Annotated in this window: 20 protein-coding genes and 2 pseudogenes; 7 read left to right on the plus strand and 15 right to left on the minus strand. The window is 68.9% G+C overall.

The features are described 5' to 3' along the window. Position 1: 1 nt before the first annotated feature. From hflK to BEI_RS13690, 8 genes are all read right to left on the minus strand, one after another. On the minus strand, positions 2-1,216 hold the full coding sequence (gene hflK / locus BEI_RS13655; protein WP_097790040.1) for an FtsH protease activity modulator HflK: 1,215 nt from the start codon (positions 1,214-1,216) through the stop codon (positions 2-4). 108 nt (positions 1,217-1,324) lie between these two features. Continuing rightward, positions 1,325-2,641, minus strand: coding sequence for a ribosome rescue GTPase HflX (gene hflX / locus BEI_RS13660; RefSeq protein ID WP_097790041.1), 1,317 nt, complete (start codon positions 2,639-2,641; stop codon positions 1,325-1,327). 8 nt (positions 2,642-2,649) lie between these two features. Continuing rightward, positions 2,650-2,901: an RNA chaperone Hfq gene (gene hfq / locus BEI_RS13665; protein ID WP_097790042.1), complete on the minus strand. Its 252-nt coding sequence runs from the start codon at positions 2,899-2,901 to the stop codon at positions 2,650-2,652. A 115-nt stretch (positions 2,902-3,016) separates the two neighbouring features. After that, positions 3,017-3,955 (minus strand): tRNA (adenosine(37)-N6)-dimethylallyltransferase MiaA, encoded by a 939-nt coding sequence (gene miaA / locus BEI_RS13670; RefSeq protein WP_097790043.1) that lies wholly within the window; start codon positions 3,953-3,955, stop codon positions 3,017-3,019. A 16-nt stretch (positions 3,956-3,971) separates the two neighbouring features. Next, positions 3,972-5,915 carry a DNA mismatch repair endonuclease MutL gene (mutL, locus tag BEI_RS13675; protein ID WP_097790044.1) on the minus strand — a complete coding sequence of 648 codons (1,944 nt, stop codon included), beginning with the start codon at positions 5,913-5,915 and terminating at the stop codon, positions 3,972-3,974. A 157-nt stretch (positions 5,916-6,072) separates the two neighbouring features. After that, the gene (locus tag BEI_RS13680) at positions 6,073-7,524 is read right to left on the minus strand and encodes an N-acetylmuramoyl-L-alanine amidase (RefSeq protein ID WP_097790045.1); all 1,452 of its coding nucleotides are present in this window, start codon (positions 7,522-7,524) and stop codon (positions 6,073-6,075) included. After that, positions 7,521-8,024 carry a tRNA (adenosine(37)-N6)-threonylcarbamoyltransferase complex ATPase subunit type 1 TsaE gene (tsaE, locus tag BEI_RS13685; protein ID WP_097790046.1) on the minus strand — a complete coding sequence of 168 codons (504 nt, stop codon included), beginning with the start codon at positions 8,022-8,024 and terminating at the stop codon, positions 7,521-7,523. Before tsaE ends, BEI_RS13680 begins: the two co-directional genes overlap by 4 nt. Further along, positions 8,005-9,543, minus strand: a complete 1,539-nt coding sequence (locus BEI_RS13690) for an NAD(P)H-hydrate dehydratase (RefSeq protein ID WP_097790047.1) — start codon at positions 9,541-9,543, stop codon at positions 8,005-8,007. Before BEI_RS13690 ends, tsaE begins: the two co-directional genes overlap by 20 nt. Before the next feature lie 101 nt (positions 9,544-9,644). Here BEI_RS13690 and queG point away from each other — a divergent pair, with 101 nt between their 5' ends. Together queG and BEI_RS13700 are read left to right on the plus strand one after the other, a co-directional pair. Next, positions 9,645-10,754 carry a tRNA epoxyqueuosine(34) reductase QueG gene (gene queG / locus BEI_RS13695; RefSeq protein ID WP_097790048.1) on the plus strand — a complete coding sequence of 370 codons (1,110 nt, stop codon included), beginning with the start codon at positions 9,645-9,647 and terminating at the stop codon, positions 10,752-10,754. An 84-nt stretch (positions 10,755-10,838) separates the two neighbouring features. Further along, a pseudogene (locus BEI_RS13700) lies at positions 10,839-11,270 on the plus strand (leucine zipper domain-containing protein); the annotation flags it as partial. Between the two features lie 37 nt (positions 11,271-11,307). Here BEI_RS13700 and tnpC read toward each other — a convergent pair. The 3 genes from tnpC to tnpA all read right to left on the minus strand — a co-directional run bounded on the left by tnpC (position 11,308) and on the right by tnpA (position 13,639). Then, complete coding sequence (gene tnpC / locus BEI_RS13705; protein ID WP_097788509.1) at positions 11,308-12,858, minus strand: IS66 family transposase; 1,551 nt, start codon at positions 12,856-12,858, stop codon at positions 11,308-11,310. Between the two features lie 80 nt (positions 12,859-12,938). Beyond that, on the minus strand, positions 12,939-13,274 hold the full coding sequence (gene tnpB, locus BEI_RS13710) for an IS66 family insertion sequence element accessory protein TnpB (RefSeq protein WP_097788508.1): 336 nt from the start codon (positions 13,272-13,274) through the stop codon (positions 12,939-12,941). Continuing rightward, the gene (gene tnpA, locus BEI_RS13715; protein WP_097788507.1) at positions 13,271-13,639 is read right to left on the minus strand and encodes an IS66-like element accessory protein TnpA; all 369 of its coding nucleotides are present in this window, start codon (positions 13,637-13,639) and stop codon (positions 13,271-13,273) included. The genes tnpB and tnpA overlap by 4 nt, the downstream gene beginning before the upstream one ends. A gap of 85 nt (positions 13,640-13,724) precedes the next feature. On the opposite strand from tnpA, the pseudogene BEI_RS13720 reads away from it, so the two are divergent. Continuing rightward, positions 13,725-14,246: pseudogene (locus BEI_RS13720) on the plus strand (integrase core domain-containing protein); the annotation flags it as partial. A 123-nt stretch (positions 14,247-14,369) separates the two neighbouring features. Here BEI_RS13720 and orn read toward each other — a convergent pair. After that, entirely contained in the window at positions 14,370-14,963 is a 594-nt protein-coding gene (orn, locus tag BEI_RS13725; protein WP_097790050.1) for an oligoribonuclease, read from the minus strand. Positions 14,964-15,045: 82 nt separating this feature from the next. Here orn and rsgA point away from each other — a divergent pair, with 82 nt between their 5' ends. From rsgA to asd, 3 genes are all read left to right on the plus strand, one after another. Then, positions 15,046-16,059 (plus strand): small ribosomal subunit biogenesis GTPase RsgA, encoded by a 1,014-nt coding sequence (rsgA, locus tag BEI_RS13730; protein WP_097790051.1) that lies wholly within the window; start codon positions 15,046-15,048, stop codon positions 16,057-16,059. A gap of 34 nt (positions 16,060-16,093) precedes the next feature. After that, entirely contained in the window at positions 16,094-16,927 is an 834-nt protein-coding gene (locus BEI_RS13735) for a sulfurtransferase (RefSeq protein ID WP_097790052.1), read from the plus strand. A 234-nt stretch (positions 16,928-17,161) separates the two neighbouring features. Then, a complete protein-coding gene (gene asd / locus BEI_RS13740; protein WP_097790053.1) occupies positions 17,162-18,046 on the plus strand; it encodes an archaetidylserine decarboxylase in 885 nt (294 codons plus the stop codon). A gap of 23 nt (positions 18,047-18,069) precedes the next feature. On the opposite strand, the gene epmA is transcribed toward asd, so the two are convergent. Beyond that, positions 18,070-19,044 carry an EF-P lysine aminoacylase EpmA gene (gene epmA / locus BEI_RS13745; RefSeq protein WP_097790054.1) on the minus strand — a complete coding sequence of 325 codons (975 nt, stop codon included), beginning with the start codon at positions 19,042-19,044 and terminating at the stop codon, positions 18,070-18,072. 194 nt (positions 19,045-19,238) lie between these two features. After that, positions 19,239-19,805, minus strand: a complete 567-nt coding sequence (gene efp / locus BEI_RS13750) for an elongation factor P (RefSeq protein ID WP_097791090.1) — start codon at positions 19,803-19,805, stop codon at positions 19,239-19,241. Positions 19,806-19,913: 108 nt separating this feature from the next. Between efp and epmB the strand changes: the two genes are divergently transcribed. After that, the gene (gene epmB / locus BEI_RS13755) at positions 19,914-20,939 is read left to right on the plus strand and encodes an EF-P beta-lysylation protein EpmB (RefSeq protein ID WP_097790055.1); all 1,026 of its coding nucleotides are present in this window, start codon (positions 19,914-19,916) and stop codon (positions 20,937-20,939) included. 107 nt (positions 20,940-21,046) lie between these two features. Here epmB and leuA read toward each other — a convergent pair whose 3' ends face one another. Further along, the gene (gene leuA, locus BEI_RS13760; RefSeq protein WP_097790056.1) at positions 21,047-22,753 is read right to left on the minus strand and encodes a 2-isopropylmalate synthase; all 1,707 of its coding nucleotides are present in this window, start codon (positions 22,751-22,753) and stop codon (positions 21,047-21,049) included. Positions 22,754-23,072 lie beyond the last annotated feature (319 nt).

The following is a 23,072-nucleotide window of genomic DNA, read 5'->3' on the forward strand; positions in this document are numbered from 1 at the left end:
ATTAACGGCCCTCCCTGCGGATTCCGTTGCTGCTGGAGTTGCGGTTGCTGTCACTGGAGGACTGGGTGGCGCGCAGGCGCTCGAGCACCGCGGGATCGAGCTCGTCGCGGCCGCTCTCGCCGGCGATCCCGCCGGTGGAGCCGCGACTCAGCCGATCCATGGGCAGCACCATCAGCGGCGCCTCGCTGTCCACGTCCACCATCACCTTGGCGGTCTCGCCGTAGACCTCGGACAGGGCGTCGAGATAGAGGCGTTCGCGCATGATCGCCGGGGCGTCCTGGTACTGGGTCAGCAACGCATTGAAGCGGTTGGCCTGACCGCGGGCCTCGGCCACCACGGACTCGCGATAGCCCTGGCCCTGCTCGACGATGCGTTGGGCCTGGCCCTGGGCGGCGGGTATCACGGCGTTGGCGTAGGCCATGGCCTGGTTGATGGTGCGCTGGCGATCCTCGCGGGCGCGGATGACGTCGTCGAAGGCGTCCTGCACCGCGTCGGGCGGCGAGGTGGACTCGACGTTGAGCGTCTGCAGGCGGATGCCGGTGCCGTAGCTGTCCAGGTAGGACTGCAGGCGGCTGGCCACCGCGGTGCCGAGGATCTCGCGGCCGGAGGTCAGGATGTCGATCATGTCGGTGCCGCCCACCACGTGGCGCAGCGCCGAGTCCAGGGCGTTCTCCAGCGACAGCTCCGGGTTGCGCACGTTGAGCACGTAGCCGCGCGGATCGGCGACCTGGTACTGGGCCGAGATCTCGACGGAGACGATGTTCTCGTCCTGGGTCAGCATCGACTGGGTCTGGCTCACCGAGCGTACCCGGGTGACGTTGACCATGCGCACGTCGTCGATCAGCGGCGGGTTCCATTGCAGGCCGGGGGTGACCACCTCCTGGAACTTGCCGAAGCGCAGTACCACGCCGCGCTCGGACTGGTCGACCAGGTAGAAGCCGGAGGCCGCCCAGATCGCCAGGGCCACGATCAACAGCAGGCCGGGCAGGGCGAAGGCATTGCGCGGCTTGCCGCCACCGCCTCCGCCGCCGCCGCCACGCTTTCCGCGGCCGCCCAGCATGCTGTTGAGCTTGTCCTGAAACTTCTTCAGGGCCTCGTCGAGGTCGGGCGGCCCCTGGTTGCCGCCACCACGGCCACCGCCGCCGCTTCCGCCACGGCGCCCTCCCCCACTCCAGGGATCGTGCTGGTTGCCGCCACCGGGCTCATTCCAGGCCATACGTCGTCTCCACTATGCGTTCCATTCCGCCGCCGCCATGCGCGGCAGGCATCGGTTGCGATCCTTGTGGCGCCGGCCGGCCTGCACCGGCCGGCACCCGAAGGCGACTCATTGTTCCCACAGGGGGCGATCCTGCAGCGTCTCGGGCAGGTAGTCGTCGGCTCGCTCGCCGAGCCGAGCCATCAGCTGCAGGAAGTCGCGCCGCGGCAGCCGTACCTCCAGCAGGGTGCGCCCCTGCTCGTCGAAGCGTTCGTCGCGCACCGCCCCCAGCTCGTGCAGGCCGGCCCGCAGCCTGCCCTGCTGCGGCTCCAGGGTCAGTTCGAAGTCGATGATGTCGTCGGCCAGGCATTCGGAGAGCGCCTGCTCGAACAGCTCCAGTCCCTTGCCGTCCCGTGCCGACAGCCAGACCACCTCGGGGCGCCCCTCGCCGTCACGCTCGATGCGCGGGGCACTGTCGAAGAGGTCGATCTTGTTCATGACCTTCAGGGTCGGCACCTCCAGGGCACCGATCTCGTCCAGCACGTCCTCCACCTGGCTCACGTTGAGCTCGCGATCGGGGTCGGCGGCGTCGATCACGTGCACCAGCAGGCTGGCCTCGGCGGCCTCCTGGAGGGTCGCCTGGAAGGCCTCCACCAGCTTGTGCGGCAGGTGGCGGATGAACCCCACGGTATCGGCCAGCACCACCGGCCCGACGTCCTCGACCTCCAGGCGCCGCAGCGTCGGGTCGAGGGTAGCGAACAGTTGGTCGGCCGCATAGACCCTCGAGGCGGTCAGGGCGTTGAACAGCGTCGACTTGCCGGCGTTGGTATAGCCGACCAGGGACACGCTGGGGATCTCGGCCCGGGACCGGGCACGGCGGTTCTGGCTGCGCTGGCTGCGTACCTTGTCGAGGCGCTTGTGGATCGCCTTGATGCGGGCACGCAGCAACCGCCGGTCGGTCTCCAGCTGGGTCTCGCCGGGACCACGCAGGCCGATGCCGCCCTTCTGGCGCTCCAGGTGGGTCCAGCCCCGTACCAGCCGGGTCGACATGTACTCCAGCTGAGCCAGCTCGACCTGCAGCTTGCCTTCGTGGGTCCGCGCGCGCTGGGCGAAGATGTCGAGGATCAACCCGGTGCGGTCGAGGACGCGGCACTTCAGCGACTGCTCGAGGTTGCGCTCCTGGGAGGGGCTGAGGGCATGGTTGAAGATCACCAGCTCGGCCTTGTGGGCATCCAGGGCCTCGCGCAGCTCCTCGACCTTGCCCGAGCCGATGAAGGAACGCGGGTCGGGCCGGTTGCGCGACCCGGTCAGCAGGGTGGCCGGCTCCGCGCCGGCCGAGCGCACGAGCTCGAGGAACTCGCCGGCATCCTCTCGCTCCTGCTCGTCCTGGAAATCCACATGGACGAGGACCGCCGTCTCACCGGCGTCGGGACGTTCGAAAAACAATCAATACCTCACGCGTTGCTGTCGGACTGCGCTCCGGCGTCCGGGGCCGGCAGTCGCACGTTGCGCGACGGCACGACCGTGGAGATGGCATGCTTGTAGACCATCTGGCTGACGGTGTTGCGCAGCAGGATGACGAACTGGTCGAAGGACTCGATCTGGCCCTGCAGCTTGATGCCGTTGACCAGGAAGATCGATACCGGAATGCGCTCCTTGCGCAGGATGTTCAGGTACGGATCTTGAAGGGACTGCCCTTTGGACATGTTGCTCTCCCTGAGTTGTCTCTGGGGTTGATCTTGGTGTGCTCGCCCCCGCCAGGGGCGACACGAATTAACCGACGGGCCCGATCAGACGGCCACTCGAAACGGCCATCTTACGCTAAGTGCCGAATTCGCGCACCAGTTTCAGGACCTCGCCGAGGGGGTCCGGGCCCAGGCTGTCGACCCAGTGCAGCTCCGGCCAGCCGCGCATCCAGGTCAGCTGCCGCTTGGCCAGCTGGCGGGTGGCGACGATGCCCCGGTGCCGGAAGGTCGGGTAATCCAGCGCGCCTTCCAGGTACTCCCACCCCTGACGATAGCCCACGCTCTTCATCGCCGGCAGCTGGGGGTGAAGCCCCCCGCGTGCCCGGAGGGCGGCGACCTCGTCGAGGAAGCCGGCCTCCAGCATGGCGTCGAAGCGAGCGGCGATGCGCGCATGCAGCATGGCCCGGTCGGCGGGCGCGAGCCCTATCGACAGCGTGCGCCAGGGAAAGGTTTCCGGCCGCTGCTCACGCCACAGCGCGGTGAGCGGACGGCCGCTGACGCGGTATACCTCCAGGGCCCGCATCAGCCGCTGGGGATCGTTGGGATGGATGCGCTCGGCGGCGACGGGATCGACCCGGGCGAGCTCCGTATGGAGGGCGGCGAGGCCCTGGCGCTCGAGCTCGCGTTCCAGCTCGGCACGCACCTCGCGATCGGCCGAGGGGAGGTTGGCCACGCCCTCCGTCAGCCGCTGGAAGTACATCATGGTGCCCCCCACCAGCAGCGGCACCCGGCCGGCATCGGTGATGGCGGCCATCTCCCGGCGGGCATCCTCGCGGAACTCCGCCGCCGAATAGGGCTCGTCGGGCTCTCGAATGTCGATCAAGCGGTGCGGGGCCCGGGCCAGCTCCTCCGCGGACGGCTTGGCGCTGCCGATGTCCAGGCCGCGGTAGACCATCGCCGAGTCGACGCTGATCAGCTCGCAGCCCAGCCGCTCGTGCAGCTCGATGGCCAGGTCGGTCTTGCCGGCCGCGGTGGGGCCCATCAGGAAGATCGCCGGTGGGCGGGTATCATTCATGGTCGTTCGTCGTCTGTCATTGGCCGCGCAGGAAGAGGCGGTCCAGCTCCTTCATGCTCAGTTCGGTCCAGGTGGGGCGACCGTGGTTGCACTGGCCGCTGCGCTCGGTGCGCTCCATGTCGCGCAGCAGGGCGTTCATTTCCTCCAGGGTCAGCTGGCGGTTGGCCCGCACGCTGCCATGGCAAGCCATGGTGGCCAGCAGTTCGTTGATATGCGCCTCGATGCGATCCGAGCGGCCGTAACGCTCCAGGTCACCGAGCATGTCGCGGATCAGCGGCTCGACGTCGGCGTCGACCAGCAGTGCCGGCACCTGGCGCACCAGCAGCGTCTCGGGCCCGGCCGCATCGAGCTCCACCCCCAGGCGGGCGAAGGCCTCGCGCTCGCCCTCGGCGGTGGCCACCTCGGCGGCGCTGGCCGCCAGGGACACCGGCACCAGCAACGGCTGGGCCTCCAGCGCCCCGCCATGGACCTGGGCCTTCATGCGCTCGTAGACGATGCGCTCGTGGGCCGCGTGCATGTCGACCACCACCAGGCCGCGCTCGGTCTGGGACAGGATATAGATGCCGTGAAGCTGGGCCACGGCATAGCCCAGGGGCGGCGCCCGGGTGGCATCCGCCTCGGGCATGGCCGGCCGCGGCGTCGCCTGGCCCTGGCGCTCGGCCAGGGCGACCCCGGCGGCGGTGCCGCCGGCCCCCGGCGCGGCGGGCTGGGGCGTGAGCAGGCTCTCCTCGTGTTCCGGGTGCAGGGCCCGGTAGCCTTCCATGAAGGCCCGGACCCGGTCCGGGGTCACCTTATGCTCGTTCCCCTCCTCGCGCCCATGCAGCGCCATGGGCTGCTGTTGCCAGGTCGGCTGTGGCGGTGCCTCGCGCACCTCGCCGGTCTCCGCCACGACCGCCTCCTCCCGGACCGCCGGCTTGCCGCCCTCGCCTTCCGGAGCCGCCCCGGCCCGGGCCTCGCCCAGGGCGCGATGCAGGCTGGAGAACAGGAAATCGTGGACCATCCGTCCGTCGCGGAAGCGCACCTCGTGCTTGGTGGGATGCACGTTGACGTCGACCACGGTGGGATCCACCTCGAGATACAGCACGAACACCGGATGCCGGCCATGGAAGAGCACGTCGCGGTAGGCCTGGCGGATGGCATGGGCCACCAGGCGGTCGCGGACCACCCGGCCGTTGACGAAGAAGTACTGCTGGTCCGCCTGGGCACGGGAATGGGTGGGCAGGCCCACCCAGCCCCAGAGGCGCAGCCCGCCGGTCTCGATGTCCAGGTGCAGGGCATTCTCCAGGAAGGCCTTGCCGAGCAACGCCTGGAGACGCCGCTCGTGGCCCACCAGGTCGCCCCCCGGACGCAGCTGGTGGATGGTCTTCTGGTTGTGGCGCAGCACCCAGCCGACGTCGAGCCGGGACAGGGCCTGGCGGCGGAAGGCCTCCTCCACGTGGCCAAACTCGGTCTTCTCGGTGCGCAGGAACTTGCGCCGGGCCGGGGTGTTGAAGAAGAGGTCGCGCACCGTCACCGAGGTGCCCCGGGGATGCGGCGAGGGGGTGACCCGGGGCTCCATGCGACGCCCCTCCACCACCACCCGCCAGCCGCCGGTGGGGTCCTCGTGGGTGTTGGAGACCAGCTCGAGCCGCGACACCGAGCTGATCGAGGCCAGGGCCTCGCCGCGAAAGCCCAGGCTCGCCACGCCCTCCAGGTCCTCGAGGGAGGCGATCTTGCTGGTGGCATGGCGGGACAGCGCCAGCGGCAGGTCGTCCTCGCCGATCCCGCGCCCGTCGTCGCGCACCCGGATCAGCCGGGCACCGCCGGCCTCCAGCTCCACCTCGACGCGGCCCGCGCCGGCGTCGATGGCGTTCTCGACCAGCTCCTTGACCACCGAGGCCGGGCGCTCCACCACCTCGCCGGCGGCGATCTGGTTGGCCAGGCGGGGGTCGAGGATCTGGATGCGTTGGCTGTCTGTCATATCACTCCACTCGAGCCGTAAGCTGGAAGGCAGCTTGTAGCCACCAATTCTGGTATCAAGGTCCATCTTCTAGCTTCAAGCTCAAGACTTTCAGCTCCCGGCGAAGCCGGGGACTTCCAGCTTCCAGGCGCGCAGCGCCGCCCTTCAGGCTTCCAGCTTATGAACGGGGTATCCGCAACACCTGCCCGACCCGGATGACATCGCCCTCCAGCTCGTTGGCCTGGCGCAGCTGCACCAGGGGCACGTCGTGACGGGCGGCGATCTCGGAGAGGGTATCGCCGGGCTGGATGCGATACTCGTTGCCGGCGGTGTCGCGGCCCTGGTCCCGCCGCCAGGCGAGCAGGCTGGCCGGGGGCGGATTGCGACGGAAATGCGCCTCGATGCCGCCGAAGATGGCCTCGACCATGCGCTGCTGGTAGCCGGCATCGCGCAACCGGCGCTCTTCGTCGGGGTTGGAGATGAAGCCGGTCTCCACCAGCAGCGAGGGGATGTCCGGCGACTTGAGTACCACGAAGCCGGCCTGCTCCACTCGCGACTTGTGCAGGTCGTTGACCCGCCCCAGGCGATCGAGCACCTGACCGCCGATGGTCAGGGAGTCGTTGAGGGTCGCGGTCATGGTCAGGTCGAGCAGCACGCCGCGCAGCACCTCGTCCTTGTCGTCCAGGGAGAGGTTGCCGTCCACGCCGCCGATGAGGTCCGAACGGTTCTCGCTGGCGGCGAGCCACTGGGCGGTCTCGGAGGTGGCACCGCTCTGGGACAACGCATAGACCGAGCTGCCGTGGGGACGCGGGCTGCGGAAGGCATCGGCGTGGATCGAGACGAAGAAGTCGGCCTTCTGTTCCCGGGCGATGCGGGTGCGCTGACGCAGGCCCACGTAGTAGTCGCCGTCGCGGATCATCACCGCCTTGAAGCCTTCGGTGGCATCGATCCGGCGCGCCAGGCGCTGGGCCATGGACAGCACGACGTCCTTCTCCCGCACGCCGCTGGGCCCGATGGCCCCCGGGTCCTCGCCGCCATGGCCGGCATCCACCGCGATGATGATGTCGCGCTTGGGATGCGGACGGGCGGGCTCGAGGACCGCGGCCACCGAGGCCGGGTCGCGGCCCTCGGCCACGGCTTCCGCCTGGGCCCGGTCGGCGGCGATCTCCTGCTCGCGGATCATCGCCTCGATGGGATCGATGGGATCCTCCACGGCGCTCTCGCCGGGGTATTCGAGATCGACCACCAGGCGGTGGCCGTATTGCTCGTTGGGCGCCAGGGTGAAGTGGCGTGGCTCGATCGCCCGGGAGAGCTCCAGCACCACGCGCAGGTCGTCCCCGGCGCGGATGCCGGTGCGGACTCGGCGGATGGCGCTGCCCTGCAGGTCGAGCCGTTCGATATCCGTCGCGAGGCGGGTGTCCTGCAGGTCGATGACCAGCCGGCGCGGGTCGTCGAGGCGGAACACCTCGGCCTGGGCCGGCGACGACAGGTCGAACACCAGCCGGGCATGGTCCGGCGCCGCCCAGAGGCGCAGGTTATCGATGCTGGCGGCCAGCCCGGAGGCCGGGACCGCCAGGGCCAGCGCCAGCAGGCCCCCGAGCAGGCGGCGACGCAGGACTCCCTTCCTCATAAGGCGTCGTTGTCCTCCTCGGCCGGTCGCGCGGACGGCAGGGCCGGATCGTCGGCCAGGCGCTCGATCACCCGGCGACCGTACTGGCTGCCGGCGGTGAGGGTCGCCCGGCGTCCCCCGTCGGCCAGGGCCAGGTGCACCACCAGGTCCGGGGCCGGCAGCCAGCCCTCGCCCCGGGCCGGCCACTCGATCACGCAGAGGGCGTCGTCGGCCAGCAGGTCGCGGCCGCCGATGAACTCGAGCTCCTCCGGGTCGCCCAGACGATAGAGATCGAAGTGGTGGACCCGAATCCCCTCGAGCTCATAGGGTTCGACCAGGGTGTAGGTGGGGCTCTTCACCGCCCCGCGATGGCCATAGGCCCGCAGGATGCCCCGGGTCAGGGTGGTCTTGCCCGCCCCCAGCTCACCCTCGAGATAGACCCGGCCATGGCCCGCCAGGGCCCGGCCCAGAGCCTCCCCGAAGGCCACCTGGCGGGCCTCGTCATCGAGTCGCAGCTGCATCGTCTTCGCCCATCGTCGGGTTGACCAGAATTCGCGCACAGGATGCCAGATCGCCGGCCAGCAGGCCACGCTCGCCGCCCGTCGCGGCGGCCATGTCCGCGGCCAGGGCATGCACCATCACGCCGACTCGGGCGGCGGTCTCCGGGTCGAGTCCCTGGGCCAGCAGCGCGCCGAGGATCCCGGACAGTGCATCGCCCATGCCCCCGCTGGCCATGCCCGGGTTGCCGTAGGGGCACACCGCCAGCCCCGAGGGCCCGGCCACCAGGCTGCCGGCGCCCTTGAGGATCACCACCCCACCATAGCGGCGCTGCAGCTCGGCGGCCGCCGCGGGACGGTCGGCCTCCACCTCGGCGGCGCCGATGCCCAGCAGGCGGCCGGCCTCGCCGGGATGGGGGGTGAGCAGCCAGTCGTCGCGATGCTCGCCGGTGAAGCGATGCGCCAGCAGGTTGAGGCCATCGGCATCGACCACCAGGGGACGGCCCGCGGCCAGTGCCGCCTGCAGCATGGCCTGTCCCCAGCTGCCCTGACCCAGGCCCGGCCCCACCACCAGCACGCCGGCCTGGGCGGGCAGCTCGCCGAGGTCGGCGGCGCCGCGCACCCCGTGCACCATCACCTCGGGACGCCGCACCAGGCTGGCGGTGACGTGCTCGGGAGCGGTGGCCAGGCTGACCTTGCCGGCCCCGAGCCGAGCGCAGTGCTCGGCGGCCAGCAGGGCCGCGCCGCCGAAGCCCGGCGCCCCGCCGAGCACCAGGGCATGACCGGCCGCGCCCTTGTGGGCGTCCCGGGGCCGCGGCGGCAGGGCCGCGGCGATCAGGCCCCGGTGGAGCCGCCGGGCCGCCGGGGCGAGCCCCGCGCGCGCCTCGGCGGGAGCCTCGAGATCGCGGAAGCACACCGGACCGGTGAGCGCCGGGGCCCGGCCGGTGTGCAGCCCCAGCTTGTCGCCGATGAAGGTGACCGTGCGATCGGCCCGCACCGCGATACCCAGCTCGGCCCCGGTATCGGCATGCAGGCCGGAGGGAATGTCGATGGCCAGCACCGGCCAGGGGCCGTCGTTGAGCGCGGCGATGGCGTCGCGGAAGGCTCCGCGCACCTCCCCGGACAGCCCGGTGCCGAGCAGGGCATCCACCCACACCTCGCCGGTCAGCGAAAGCCCGGTCGTCCAGGGCTGGAGGCCGACCCCGGCGGCCGTGGCCATGTCCGCCGCCCGGCGGGCGTCCCCCGAGAGCTCCTCGACGGGCTTCAGGACCACGCGCTGGACCTCGAGCCCTTCGGCCGCGGCCAGCGCGGCCAGCACATGGCCGTCGCCGCCGTTGTTGCCGCCGCCGCACAACACGCTCAGGCGGCGCGCCTCGGGCCAGGCTTCCCTCAGCACCCGCCAGGCGGCCGCCGCGGCCCGCTGCATCAGGGCGAAGCCCTCGATGCCGGCGGCGATGGTGCGACGATCCAGCTCCCGGACCTGCTCGGCGCGATACAGCGCCCTGCCCTCCTGGACACCGGCGGCATGGGACGACCCCGTCATGCGCTATCTCCCCTGAACGCGATGCTTTACCATGGAGTGTGTCGTTTCTCTCGCCGGACGCCAAGCGTCGCGGCGCCTTTCCGCACGGTGTTTCCTGAATCATGACCCAGCCGTCTCCCCAAGGCGACGCCCCCGATCTCCACCGGCTGGCCGAGCGCATCAAGACCTGGGGGCGCGAACTCGGCTTCCAGCAGGTGGGCATCACCGACGTCGACCTGGCCGAGGACGAGGCCCGCCTGCAGCGCTGGCTCGACGCCGGTCACCACGGCGAGATGGGCTTCATGGCCAAGCACGGGACCAAGCGCACGCGTCCCGAGGAACTGGTGCCCGGCACTGCGCGGGTGATCAGCGTGCGCCTGGACTACCTGCCCGCCGAGGTGGAGACGACGAAGATGCTCGCCCGGCCGGAGAAGGCCTACGTCTCCCGCTACGCGGTGGGCCGCGACTATCACAAGCTGATGCGCAAGCGCCTGGCGACGCTGGCCAAGTGGATCCAGTCGGAGGCCGGTCCCTTCGGCTACCGCGCCTTCGTGGACTCCGCCCCGGTGATGGAGCGCGCCCTGGCCCGCAAGGCCGGCCTCGGCTGGTTCGGCAAGAACGCCATGCTGCTCAACCCCAAGGCCGGGTCGCTGTTCTTCCTCGGCGAACTCTACACCGACCTGCCTCTGCCGGTGGACGCGCCCTTCGAGGCCGAGCACTGCGGCAGCTGCAGCGCCTGCCGCACGGCCTGCCCCACCGACGCCATCGTCGAGGACAGGGTCGTGGACGCCAGGCGCTGCATCTCCTATCACACCATCGAGCTGTTCGGGCCCATCCCCGAGGAGTTTCGCGCCGCCATGGGCAACCGGGTGTTCGGCTGCGACGACTGCCAGCTGGTCTGCCCCTTCACCCGCTTCGCCCGGGTCAGCCGGGAGGCCGACTTCGCCCCCCGCCACGACCTGGACCGAGCCGAGCTCACGGCGCTGTTCGCCTGGAGCGAGGAGGAGTTCCTGGACAAGACCGCCGGCAGTCCCATCCGGCGCATCGGCTACGAGCGCTGGCTGCGCAACCTGGCGGTGGGGCTCGGCAACGCCCCCTGGAGCGAGAGCGTGGAAGCCGTCCTGCGCGCCCGCCTGCCCTACCCCTCCGACCTGGTCCGCGAGCACGTGCGCTGGGCGCTGGACCGCCAGCGGGAGAAGCGCGAGCGGCTGATCGCCACGGAAAGCGCCTAGCTGTGATCTCTCGGTAGGTTGTTCATCCGGAACCTACCCGGAAGACTGGAGATGCGAACCAACCAATCGCTCCAGGAGGTCCGGATGAACACTCACCAGAATGCCCGTCTTACCCCACATGGTCGAGCCCTGCTGGCACGTCGTGTCATCGATGAAGGGATACGGCCAAGGGAAGTGGCTCAAGCTCAGGGCGTCAGTGTGAGAACGGTCTACAAGTGGGTCCGCCGGTTCCGCGAAGAAGGCCTCCCGGGGCTTCAAGACCGCTCGTCGCGCCCGGGGCGGAGCCCTTGTGCCACCGATGCCGCCACCGTGGAGCAGGTCATCGAACGTCGTCAGCAGCGTCAGACCTATCGCCAGATCGCCCGGGCGCTGGGCATCGGGCAGAGCACGGTGGCGCGGATCCTCAAGCGCAAGGGGCTGAACCGGCTGGCCTTGCTGTCACCGGCAAGGCCTGATAACCGCTATGAACATGACGCGCCAGGGGATCTCCTGCACTTGGATATCAAGAAGTTGGGACGTTTGTAAGCGAACGGGCAACACCGCTTGCCGGTAATCAGTCGGTGTGCTGCCAGTTGTGAGGCAGGAGTTCGCTGAGCTGGCTGGCCTTATGTGTCGGCAGCCGTTCCAGCACATCCTTCAGGTAGGCGTAGGGCTCATGGCCGTTCAGCTTGGCGCACTGGATCAGGCTCATGATGGTGGCGGCGCGCTGGCCGCTGCGCAGTGACCCGGCGAACAGCCAGTTGCTGCGGCCCAGCGTCCAGGGGCGAATCAGGTTCTCAACCCGGTTGTTGTCGATCGTCAGCCCGCCGTCGTCGAGGTAGCGTGTCAGCGCCACCCAACGCTTCAGGCTGTAGTCCAGCGCCTTGGCCGTCGCCGAGCCGTTCGGCACCTTCTCGCGGTGAGCCAGCATCCAGCGGTGCAGCGCGTCGGCGATGGGCCTCGCTCGTGTCTCTCGCAGTCGTTGGCGCTCTTCCGCGGTGAGCGTCTGTGCCTCGCGCTCCACCTGGTAGAGCTGGCCGATCAGCTCGATGGCCTGCTTGGCGATCTGGCTCTTGCCGGCCACATGCAGGTCGACGAACTTGCGACGCGCATGGGCCATGCAGCCGATCTCGGTGACGCCGTTGGCGAAGCTCTGCTTGTAGCCGCTGTAGTCGTCGCAGATCAGCTTGCCCCGCCAGTCGCCGAGGAAGTCACGGGCATGCTGCCCGCCGCGACTCTCGCTGAAGTCGTAGACCACCGCCTTCAACCCGGCGTAGGGCGTGGTGGCGTAGGCCCAGAGGTAGGCGCGGTGCGTCTTCTTCTTGCCCGGGGCCAGCATCGGCACCGGGGTCTCGTCGGCATGCAGCACCGGCTCGCTGAGCAGTAGGTCACGTAAGGCATCGATCAGCGGTTGGAGCCGCACGCCGCAGACGCCGACCCATTCGGCGAGGGTGGAGCGCGGAATCGCCACGCCAGCCCGGGCGAAGATCTGCTCCTGACGATAGAGCGGCAGGTGGTCGGCATACTTGGCGATCAGCACCTGGGCCAACAGGCCGGCGGTGGGAATGCCCTTGTCGATGATCTGCGCCGGCATCGGCGCCTGGGTCAGCGTCTCGCACTGGTCGCAGACCCACTTGCCACGGATATGGCGCTCGACGTGGAACACGCCCGGCGTGTAGTCGAGCTTCTCGCTGATTTCCTCGCCGATCCGCCGCAGCTGACAACCACACGCGCAGAGATCATTCTCCGGATCATGGTGAATCTCGGTGCGCGGGAGTTCGGGCGGCAAGGGGGCGCGCTTGGGCGCCTTCTTGGGCGTCGGTGTCGCGGAGGCGAGCTTCAGGTCCTCCAGCTCGGTCTCGATGGCGGCGATGTCGGCATCCACCACCTCGTCCAGCAGGCTGATCTGCAGGACGTTGAGCTGCTCGCTGCGCTTGCCGAAGGCATGGCGCTTGAGCAGCGCCAGTTCGTAGCTCAGCTTCTGATTGACTTGCTCGGTATGCCGCAGCGTTTTCTGACTCTGCGCCAGTGCCTGTTCCTGCTGCTCGACCTGCGACATCAGGGTTGCCGCCAGGTGACGGAGTTGATCGGGAGTGAGCTGGGACAGATCGGGCGGCGTTTTCATCCGCCAAGTATGCCAGCCCGCCGGCGACAGCGGGATTAGCGCATCCGCGAATAGCCGGGCCGCCAAGTCTGTGCCGCTCATCACACGACCGAGATCACCCCGTCGGCACCGAGACGCTGCCAGGGCAGGCCTTGCACCAGCGCCGTCACCTGCTCGGAACACAGCGCGACGCGATCGCCGTGCCAGTTACCGGCCCAGTGGAACTTGCCCTGGTTCAAACGCCGGGCGCACAGCCAGACGCCCAGGCCATCGTGAACCAGCACCTTCATGCGGTTGCCGCGACGGTTGGCAAAGAGATAGGCACAGTGCGGGCGAGCCGCGCCGAACACCTTCACCACCCGAGCCAGCGTCGTATCCGGGCCGGCGCGCATGTCCAGCGGCTCGGTGGCCAGCCAGATCTCGTCGATACGGATCATCCCAGCAGCCCTTTCATCCACTGCGCGCACTGGGCCGCCTCGGCGACCGGCCAACGCACGGTGATCGTGCCATGCGCCGAGGGCACCTCGATCCGGATTGCCGCGGCGGAAGTGGGAGGCGTAGGGGAATCAGCCGTTGCTGCCGGGGCCGGAAGTGGCACGAACTCCGGCACGGTCGGCAGTTGGCTCTGGCGTTTGGCCTTGCGAATCCAGGTCTGGACGAGGTTGGTGTTGAGCCCGTGCTGCAGGGCGATCTGGGCAATCGAGGCGTCGCCCTGTAGGCAGGCCGCGACGATCTTGGCCTTGAACGACGGGGTATAGCGACGGCGACGACGGACCTCGCGTTCGGTGCTTGGGGATGTCATGAATAGGTGCCCATCTATTGTTACGTGGGCACCTACTGTCACCGGCCAAGGCCCTTCGCAGAAGGTGTGTTCAGCGACCGGTTACGGACGTTTCGAACGCCCGGGCCATCGGGTGACGGGCGATCGCCAGCAGAACACGCCCGGCGCGGGGTGGGAGTATGTCCATATCGCTATCGACGATCACTCACGGGTGGCCTTCGGCACCCTCTATCCCAATGAAACCGGTTGGAGCGCGTGTTACGCGCTGCTGGACGCGATGCGTTATTACCGGCGGCTCGGGGTTCGCTTCGCCCGTGTCCTGACCGACAACGGCGCCTGTTACAAATCCAAGGCATTCCAGCGCCTGTGCCGGCGCCTGGGGCTAACGCACAAGCGCACTCGCCCTTATACCCCACGCACCAATGGCAAGGCAGAGCGGTTTATTCAAACCGCCCTTCGCGAATGGGCCTATGCGCGGTCCTACGAGAGCTCGGAGCAGCGCCGGCAACATCTGCCGGCCTGGCTGCACCAGTACAACTGGCATCGGCCGCATGCCAGTTTGGATTACTGCTCTCCGGTTCACCGGTTAGGCCTTTCCGTGAACAACCTGGTGGGTTTACACACCTAGCGGCCAAGCGGTCCTCCGAGGTTCAAGTAAAAAGTAGAAAGTAGAAAGACACGACATCCCACCCGAGGTCACTGAGGTGTGAGGTCACTTGCTACTCGCCACTTGGCGGCACGGCGCTTGCGGCTACTCCTCTTCATCGCGGGCATTATCCTCCAGACGCAGGAAGGTCCGGCGGTAATGCGCCAGCTCGGCGATGGACTCCTTGATGTCGTCCATGGCCAGGTGGACGTTGCGTTTGCTGAAGCCGGCGAGCGCGCCCGGGTTCCAGCGCTTGGCCAGTTCCTTGAGGGTCGAGACGTCCAGGTTGCGGTAGTGGAAGAAGGCCAGCAGCTCGGGCATCTCGCGCTCCAGGAAACGGCGGTCCTGGTGGACGCTGTTGCCGCACATGGGCGAGCTGCCCGGCGCCACGTGCTGGCGCAGGAATTCCAGGGTACGGCGCTCGGCCTCCGCGGTGTCGACGCGACTCTCCTTGACCCGCTTGACCAGGCCGGACTCGCCATGGGTCTTCTGGTTCCAGTCGTCCATGGCCACGAGCAGGCTATCGGGCTGATGGACGGCGATCACCGGCCCCTCGGCGATGACGTTGAGGTCGGCGTCGGTGACCAGGGTGGCCACCTCGATGATGCGCTCGCGGTTCGGGTCGAGCCCGGTCATCTCCAGGTCGATCCACACCAGGCGCTGGGTACGCGGGTCGGGGGTCTCTTGGTTTGCGGCCATGGGGCTTCCTTGTCGGGCGGCCGGCGACAGCCGGTCCCGTTGATGAGTACAATGCGGCCATTGTACCGACCTTCGGGCCATCATGAGCAAGCGCAAGTTGAGCCGCCAGCAGCGCTGGCGCATCGAGAAGATCCAGGCCGAACGCGCCAGGCGCGCCGAGAAGCGCGGCGCCAAGGAATCCGAGCAGCTGGCCGCCGGGGAATACGGTCCCGAGCAGCCCGGCCGGGTGATCGCCCACTTCGGCCGTACCCTGGACGTGCTGCCCGAGGGCGGCGAGGCGCCGGTGCGCTGCCACCTGCGGGCCAACCTTGAGGGCCTGGTCACCGGCGACCGGGTGATCTGGAGAGCCGGGCAGGACGGCAGCGGCGTGGTCGTGGCCCGCGGCGAGCGCGACAACGTGCTCGAGCGTCCCGATCCCCGGGGCCAGCTCAAGCCGGTGGCGGCCAACATCGACCAGATCCTGATCGTCTTCGCCGTGGAGCCCGAGCCCCACGCCAACCTCATCGATCGTTACCTGGTGGCCGCCGAGGCCACGGGCATCCCCCCGGTGCTGGTGCTGAACAAGATCGACCTGCTGCCGGATTCGGGCGGCGCACTGCGCGAGCTGCTGGACCGCTACGAGTCACTTGGCTACCCGGTGGTGACCACCACCACGGCCCGGGACGGCGGCCTGGATGCCCTGCACCGGCGGCTGGCGGGTCGCACCTCGGTGTTCGTCGGCCAGAGCGGGGTCGGCAAGTCCTCCCTGATCGACCGCCTGCTGCCGGACGAGGAACTGCGCATCGGCGCGCTGTCCGAGGACTCCCGCAAGGGTCGCCACACCACCACCACGGCGCGGCTCTACCACATGCCCAGCGGCGGCGAGCTGATCGACTCCCCGGGCATCCGCGAGTTCGGCCTGACCCACCTGGACGAGGATCAGGTGGCCCGGGGCTTCATCGAGTTCCGCGAGCTCCTCGGCCGCTGCCGCTTCCGGGACTGCCGGCACCGCCAGGAACCCGGCTGCGCGCTGATCCATGCCGTCGAGGCCGGAGAGGTCCACGCCGACCGCTTTGCCAGCTATCGCCGAATCGTCGATAGTCTCGAAGACAGTTGAGAGAAAAGACGGAAACCCGAGCCAGGAGAGCGCCATGAGTTCCGAAGACAACCTGCTGCCGCTGATCGTCGAGCCCGAACGCCTCGCCGAGCAGCTGGACGCCCCCTCCCTGCTGGTCATCGACGTGCCGCTGAAGGCGGAGAGCCATGAGCAGGGCCATGTGCCCGGCGCCGTCTACCTGGATTTCAAGCGGCTGCTGCGCGGCAAGGGCGAGGTGCCCAACGAGGTCCCGGACGAGGCCGCCCTGTCGGAACTGTTCTCGTCCCTCGGCCTGACCCGCGACACCCATGTGGTGGCCTACGACGACGAGGGTGGCGGCTGGGCCGGCCGGCTGCTGTGGACCCTGGAGCTGATCGGCCATACCCGCTACTCCTACCTGAACGGCGGGATCCACGCCTGGCGCGCCGCCGGCCTGCCGGTGTCCACCGAGCCGACGCCGCCGACGCCCAGCCGCTACGAGGCCGAGATCCTCCACCCGGAGGTGGCCATCGACCGCGCCGAGCTTCAGGAACGCCTGGGCGAGAAGGGCTTCGCGATCTGGGACGCGCGTTCCCGGGCCGAGTACGACGGCGAGAAGGGCGACAACAAGCGACTCGGCCATATCCCCGGCGCGGTGAACCTGGACTGGACCGACGCCATGGACAAGGAACGCGACCTGCGCATCCGCGACTATGCCGAGCTCATCACCGAACTCGAGGCCCTGGGCCTGACCCCGGACATGGAGGTGGTCACCCACTGCCAGAGCCACCACCGCAGCGGCTTCACCTGGCTGGTGGGCAGGGCACTGGGCTTCGAGAAGATGCGCGGCTATGCCGGCTCCTGGAAGGAGTGGGGCAACCGCGACGATACGCCCATAGAGAAGCCGTAAGCTGGAAGCTGGAAGCTGGAAGCTGGAAGCTGGAAGCTGGAAGCTGGAAGCTGGAAGACAGCTTGAATCCGCCACCGAAGGGATCGAGGATTTTCTTCCAGCTTCAAGCTTATGACTTCAGGCTCCGGACGAAGCCCAGCCGGGTTTTCTTCCGGCTTCAAGCTTCCAGGCGCGAAGCGCCGCTCTTCCAGCTCAACTCTTGATCTACGACATACCTACAGGGACTTCCGTTTCGTGACCCCAGCCAAGCTGTTCGCCCTGATCCAGTACCCCCTGCCCCAGCACCTGCTCTCGCGCCTGATCGGCCGACTGGCCGACTGTCGCGTCGGCTGGCTGAAGAACGCCCTGATTCGCGCCTTCATCCGCCAGTTCAAGGTCGACATGGGCGAGGCTCACGAGCCGGAGCCGAGCGCCTACCCGAGCTTCAACGACTTCTTCACCCGACCGCTGAAGGACGGCGCGCGGCCCATCGGCGAGGGGCTGGTCTCGCCCGCCGACGGCACCCTCTCGCAGTTCGGCCCCATCGGCCACGGCCGGCTGATCCAGGCCAAGGGCCACGACTTCACCGCCGCCGACCTGCTGGGCGGCGACCTGGAGGCCGCCTCGCGCTTCCGCGACGGCAGCTTCGCCACCGTCTACCTCTCGCCGAGCGACTACCACCGGGTGCACATGCCGCTGGCGGGCACCCTCCGGGAGATGGTCTACGTGCCGGGCCGGCTGTTCTCGGTGAACGCCGCCACCACCCATCACGTGCCCAACCTCTTCGCCCGCAACGAGCGGCTGGTCTGCCACTTCGACACCGCCCACGGCCCCATGGCCCTGGTGCTGGTCGGCGCCATGATCGTCGCCGCCATCGAGACGGTCTGGGCCGGCCAGATCACGCCCCTGCCCCGGGGCGAGGTGCAGCGCCTGCGCTTCGACACCCCGGTCCGCCTGGAAAAGGGCGAGGAGATGGGCCGCTTCAAGCTCGGCTCCACCGTGGTGATGGCCTTCGCCGAGCCGGTGGCCTTCGACGCCCAGGACACGGAACGCAGGGTGCGGATGGGCGAGCGGCTGGGCTTCTTCGACGAGACGCTGGGAGCAGTTCCTCGCCAGGAAGCGGCATCGAGCCCTTCCTGACGAGCAGACCCGCCCGAAGACTCTCAGGCCCGGGGCGTGGCGAAGGCCATCACCTCGGCCACGTGGGCCTTGCCCAGCGCCAGTTGGATCAACCGGTCGAGCCCCAGGGCGACGCCGCTGCCCTCCGGCATGCCGGCCTCGAGGGCGGCCAGCAGGCGCGCGTCCACATCCACCTCGGCCAGGCCCATGGCACGGCGGGCGGCGTTGTCCTCGGCGAAGCGCGCCCGCTGCTCCTCGGCGTCGGTGAGCTCGTCGTAGCCGTTGGCGAGCTCGAGGCCCTGGCGGTAGACCTCGAAGCGGGCGGCGACCCACTCGCCGTCCTCCGGGTCCCGGTAGCGACGGGCCAGCGCCGCCTGGCCGGCGGGATAGTCCACCACCACCTCAATCCCCTCCCGCCCGAGCCCCGGTTCGATCTCGAGGCTCATCAGCAGGTCCAGGCAATCGTCCCGCGGGGCGTCCGCCATCGAGAGGCCACCCTTCTCCCCGGCCAGGCGACGAAGGGCCTCCAGGGGCTCGTGGAAGGGATCCAGGCCCAGGGACGCGCGGAACAGCTCGCGATAGCGGCGGCGGCGCAGGGGCCCGGGATCGATCGGCAGCACCCGGCGGATCAAGGCGGCGGTCTCTTCGATCAGCCCGTCCAAGTCGAGCCCCGGCCGGTACCACTCCAGCATGGTGAACTCGAGGTTGTGGCGGGTCCCCACCTCGCCGTCGCGGAAGCAGCGGGCGATCTGGAAGATGGGCCCGCTGCCCGCGGCCAGCAGCCGCTTCATGTGGAACTCCGGCGAGGTCTGCAGCCAGAGTCGCTCGCGTCCCGCCGGGGTGGTGGCCGCACAGGCCAGCGAGGCCAGGTGCACGTCGGTGCTGCCGCCGTGGCCCAGCACCGGCGTCTCCACCTCCAGCACGCCGCGCTCGGCGAAGAAGGCCCGCACCTCGGCGATGAGCCGCGCCCGCTCGCGCAGGGTCGCGATCTCGGCCGAGGGTCGCCAATCATCGATCATCTTGAGGGTCTCCAGAATCGCCAAGGCCACGCCGCTGGCGTGGCCTTGGAACCGTATCAGCCCAGCTATAGCCCTCTCCGAGCGATGCTCAGACAAGGCGAATCCCGAGTAAGGCGGCGGAGTTTAGCAGCGCTAAATGAGTAAGCCGTCTCGGGATTCAACGCCGTATGAGCGAGTGCAGGAAGGGCCGCACTTCAAGCGCGGGAGACGTACTCGCCGGACCGCGTATCCACCTTCAGCACCTCGCCCTCGTTGATGAACAGCGGCACGCGCACCACGGCGCCGGAGGACAGGGTCGCCGGCTTGGAGCCGCCCTGGGCGGTGTCGCCCTTGAGGCCGGGGTCGGTCTCGGTGACCTCCAGCTCGATGAAGTTCGGCGGGGTGACGTTGATGACGTTGTCGTTCCACAGGGTCACGGTGTAGACCACCTGCTCCTTGAGCCACTTCTCGGTGTCCCCCAGGGCCTTCTTCTCCACCGGGTACTGCTCGAAGGAGCCGTCGGTGAGCATGAAGTACCACATCTCGCCGTCGGTGTAGAGGTACTCCATGTCCAGCTCGAGGACGTCGGCGCCTTCCAGGGACTCGCCGGACTTGAAGGTGCGCTCCCAGACCCGTCCGGTCATCAGGTTGCGCAGCTTGACGCGGTTGAAGGCCTGGCCCTTGCCCGGCTTGACGTAGTCGTTCTCGAGGATGGCACAGGGATCGCCATCCAGCATGACCTTCAGACCGGGCTTGAATTCGTTGGTAGAATAGTTCGCCATGATGATCGTTCCATATTCCAGCGCGCCGCCGGCCAGGGCCGAGGGCGCGCGCAAGCAAATGACGGTGGTCGAGGGGGATCCCCTCGCTCGCATCGACGGGTGCCCCGCATGATAACCCGAAGCCCCATCCCTTTGCAGCGCCGGGCCGCCGAGCCGTCTCCCGGCGCCTGGCAGCGCCAGCTCGCCGCCGCCTTCCGCGATCCCCGGGAACTGTGCCGGCGCCTGGAGCTCGAGCCGCGCTGGTGGCCCGGCGCCGAGACCGGCCATGCGCTGTTCGAGGTACGGGTGCCCGAGGCCTACCTGGCGCGCATCCGGCCCGGCGACCCCCAGGACCCGCTGCTGCGCCAGGTGCTGCCCCTCGGCGAGGAGGCCGAGGCCGCCCCCGGCTACGTGGCCGACCCCCTGGCGGAGGCCGACCATACCCCCCGGCGCGGGCTGATCCACAAGTACGCCGGCCGGGTGCTGCTGATCGCCAGCCCCGCCTGCGCGGTCAACTGCCGCTACTGCTTCCGCCGCCACTTCCCCTACGAGGAGAACGCGCCGTCCCGGGCCCAGTGGGAGGAGACCCTGGCCTACCTGCGCGACGATCCGTCCATCGTCGAGGCCATCCTCTCCGGCGGCGATCCCCTGGCGGCCAGCGACCGCCAGCTGGCCTGGCTGGTGGAGCGCCTGGACGCCATCCCTCACCTGAAGCGGTTGCGGATCCACACCCGGCTGCCGGTGGTCATCCCCGATCGCATCGACGACGCCCTGCTCGCCTGGCTGGGCGGCACCCGGCTGCATAAGGTCATGGTGCTGCACGTCAACCACGCCAACGAGATCGACCAGGCCGTGGTCGACGCCTGCCGCCGACTGCAGGCGGCCGGGGTGACCCTGCTCAACCAGAGCGTGCTGCTGCGTGGCGTCAACGACGATGCCGACACCCTGGCCGCCCTCTCCGAGCGACTGTTCGAGGCCGGGGTGCTGCCCTACTACCTGCACGTGCTGGACCCGGTGGCCGGCGCCGCCCACTTCGCGGTACCCGACGACACGGCCCGGGCCCTGGTCGCCGAGCTGCGCCCCCGGCTGCCGGGGTTCCTGATGCCGACCCTGGTGCGCGAGGTGCCCGGTGAAGCCAGCAAGACACCCCTGTAAGCCTGAAGCTTGAAGCTTGAAGCCAGAAGAAAGCCCAGCCCCCATGCCGAGGAATCGATATGGGGGCTGGGTTTATCGGGGTGTCTTCAAGCTTCCCGCTTATGGCTTCAAGCTAAGGAGGCGGCCGTCACATTGGCCGCGGGAGCCTCGGTGGAGAGCTTGCGGTTGATGGCGCTCATCACGCCCTTGATGGAGGCGCTGGTGATGCTCTCGTCGGTGCCGACGCCGAACACCGCCTCGCCGCCGACGCGCACCTCCACGTAGGCGATGGCCTCGGCGTCGGCGCCCTGGCCGCGGGAGTGCTCGTGGTAGTCGATGATCTCCACGTCATGCCCCTCGGCGGCCAGCGCCTTGATGAAGGCGGCCAGCGGGCCGTTGCCCTGCCCCTGGATGGTGCGCCGCGCGCCGCGCTCCTCGATGGTGGCCTCCAGGGTCACCGTGGGGCTGTCCGGCTCGGAGGACATGCGGTGGCTGACCAGGGCGAAGGGCTCACGCTGGTCCAGGTATTCGTCGACGAAGGCCTGGTAGATCATCTCGGAGGTGATCTCCTTGCCCAGCCGGTCGGCCACCTCCTGCACCACCTGGCTGAACTCGATGGACAGCCGGCGCGGCAGCTCGATGCCGTGCTCCTGCTCCAGCAGGTAGGAGATGCCGCCCTTGCCGGACTGGCTGTTGACGCGAATCACCGCCTCGTAGCTGCGGCCCACGTCCAGCGGATCGATGGGCAGGTAGGGCACCTCCCAAACGCCGTCCGGGTTCTCGCGACGCGCGGCCATGCCCTTCTTGATCGCGTCCTGGTGGGAGCCGGAGAAGGCGGTGAACACCAGGTCGCCCACGTAGGGATGGCGCGGGTGGACCGGCAACTGGTTGCAGTACTCCACCTCGCGCATGATCGGGGTGATGTTGGAGAAGTCGAGGCCCGGGTGCACGCCCTGGGTGTAGAGGTTCATGGCCAGGGTGACGAGGTCGACGTTGCCGGTGCGCTCGCCGTTGCCGAACAGGCAGCCCTCGACCCGGTCGGCCCCGGCCATCACGGCGAGCTCGGCGGCGGCGACGCCGGTGCCGCGGTCGTTGTGCGGATGCACGCTGACGATCAGGTGGTCGCGATGGGCGACGTGGCGGCAGAACCACTCCACCTGGTCGGCGTAGTTGTTGGGCGTGGCGCACTCCACGGTGGCCGGCAGGTTGACGATCATCGGCTTCTCGACGCTGCCACCGTAGGTGGCCTCCACGGCGTCGACGATCTCCACGGCGAAATCCATCTCGGTGGTGGAGAACAGCTCCGGGGAGTACTGGAAGGTCCAGTTCGTCTCCGGCGCGGCCGCCATGTGCTCGCGGATGCGGGTGGTGGCGTCCACCGCGATCTGGATGCACTCGGCCTTGTTGACGTTGAACACCACCCGGCGGAACACCGGGTCGGTGGCGTTGTAGACGTGGACGATGGCGTTCTTGGCGCCCTTGAGCGCCTCGAAGGTGCGATCGATCAGGTGCGGGCGGGCCTGGGTGAGCACCTGGATGTGCACGTCGTCCGGCACCTTGTCGTTCTCGATCAGCGAACGCACGAAGTCGAAATCGGTCTGGGAGGCGGAGGGGAAGCCGACCTCGATCTGCTTGAAGCCGATCTTCACCAGCAGGTCGAAGAAACGCTGCTTGCGCTCCTGGTCCATGGGATCGATCAGCGCCTGATTGCCGTCACGCAGGTCGACGGCGCACCACTGGGGCGGCGTCTCGATGCGCCGGTTGGGCCACTGGCGGTCGGGCAGGTCGACGGCCACGAAGGGGCGGTACTTGGTGGAGGGGTTATCGAGCATCATGGTGGCGTTCTCCCGGGTGCGGCATTCAGAAACGGCGACGCCCCGGCTGCCGGGCGGCAGACGGGGCGTCGTCATGGTGTACGGTGGCGACCGTCATCTCCCCGCGGACCGAGCGGACCACAGGGGCGACATGGCGGGCGACGATGTTCATGGGGGTGATACTGGCAATGGTAGACATGGAGCAACCTCGATTCGACCGGTACGGATGGGCGATGCAGCGACATCGCCCGGCGCGCTCAGCGGCGGGCTAGTAGTCGTAGGTCGAGGACGAGGTTGCGCGATGTCATGTTCATGCCTCTAGAGAATCAGGCCCGGCGCG

The organism is Halomonas beimenensis (assembly GCF_002549795.1).
GTDB lineage: Bacteria > Pseudomonadota > Gammaproteobacteria > Pseudomonadales > Halomonadaceae > Halomonas > Halomonas beimenensis.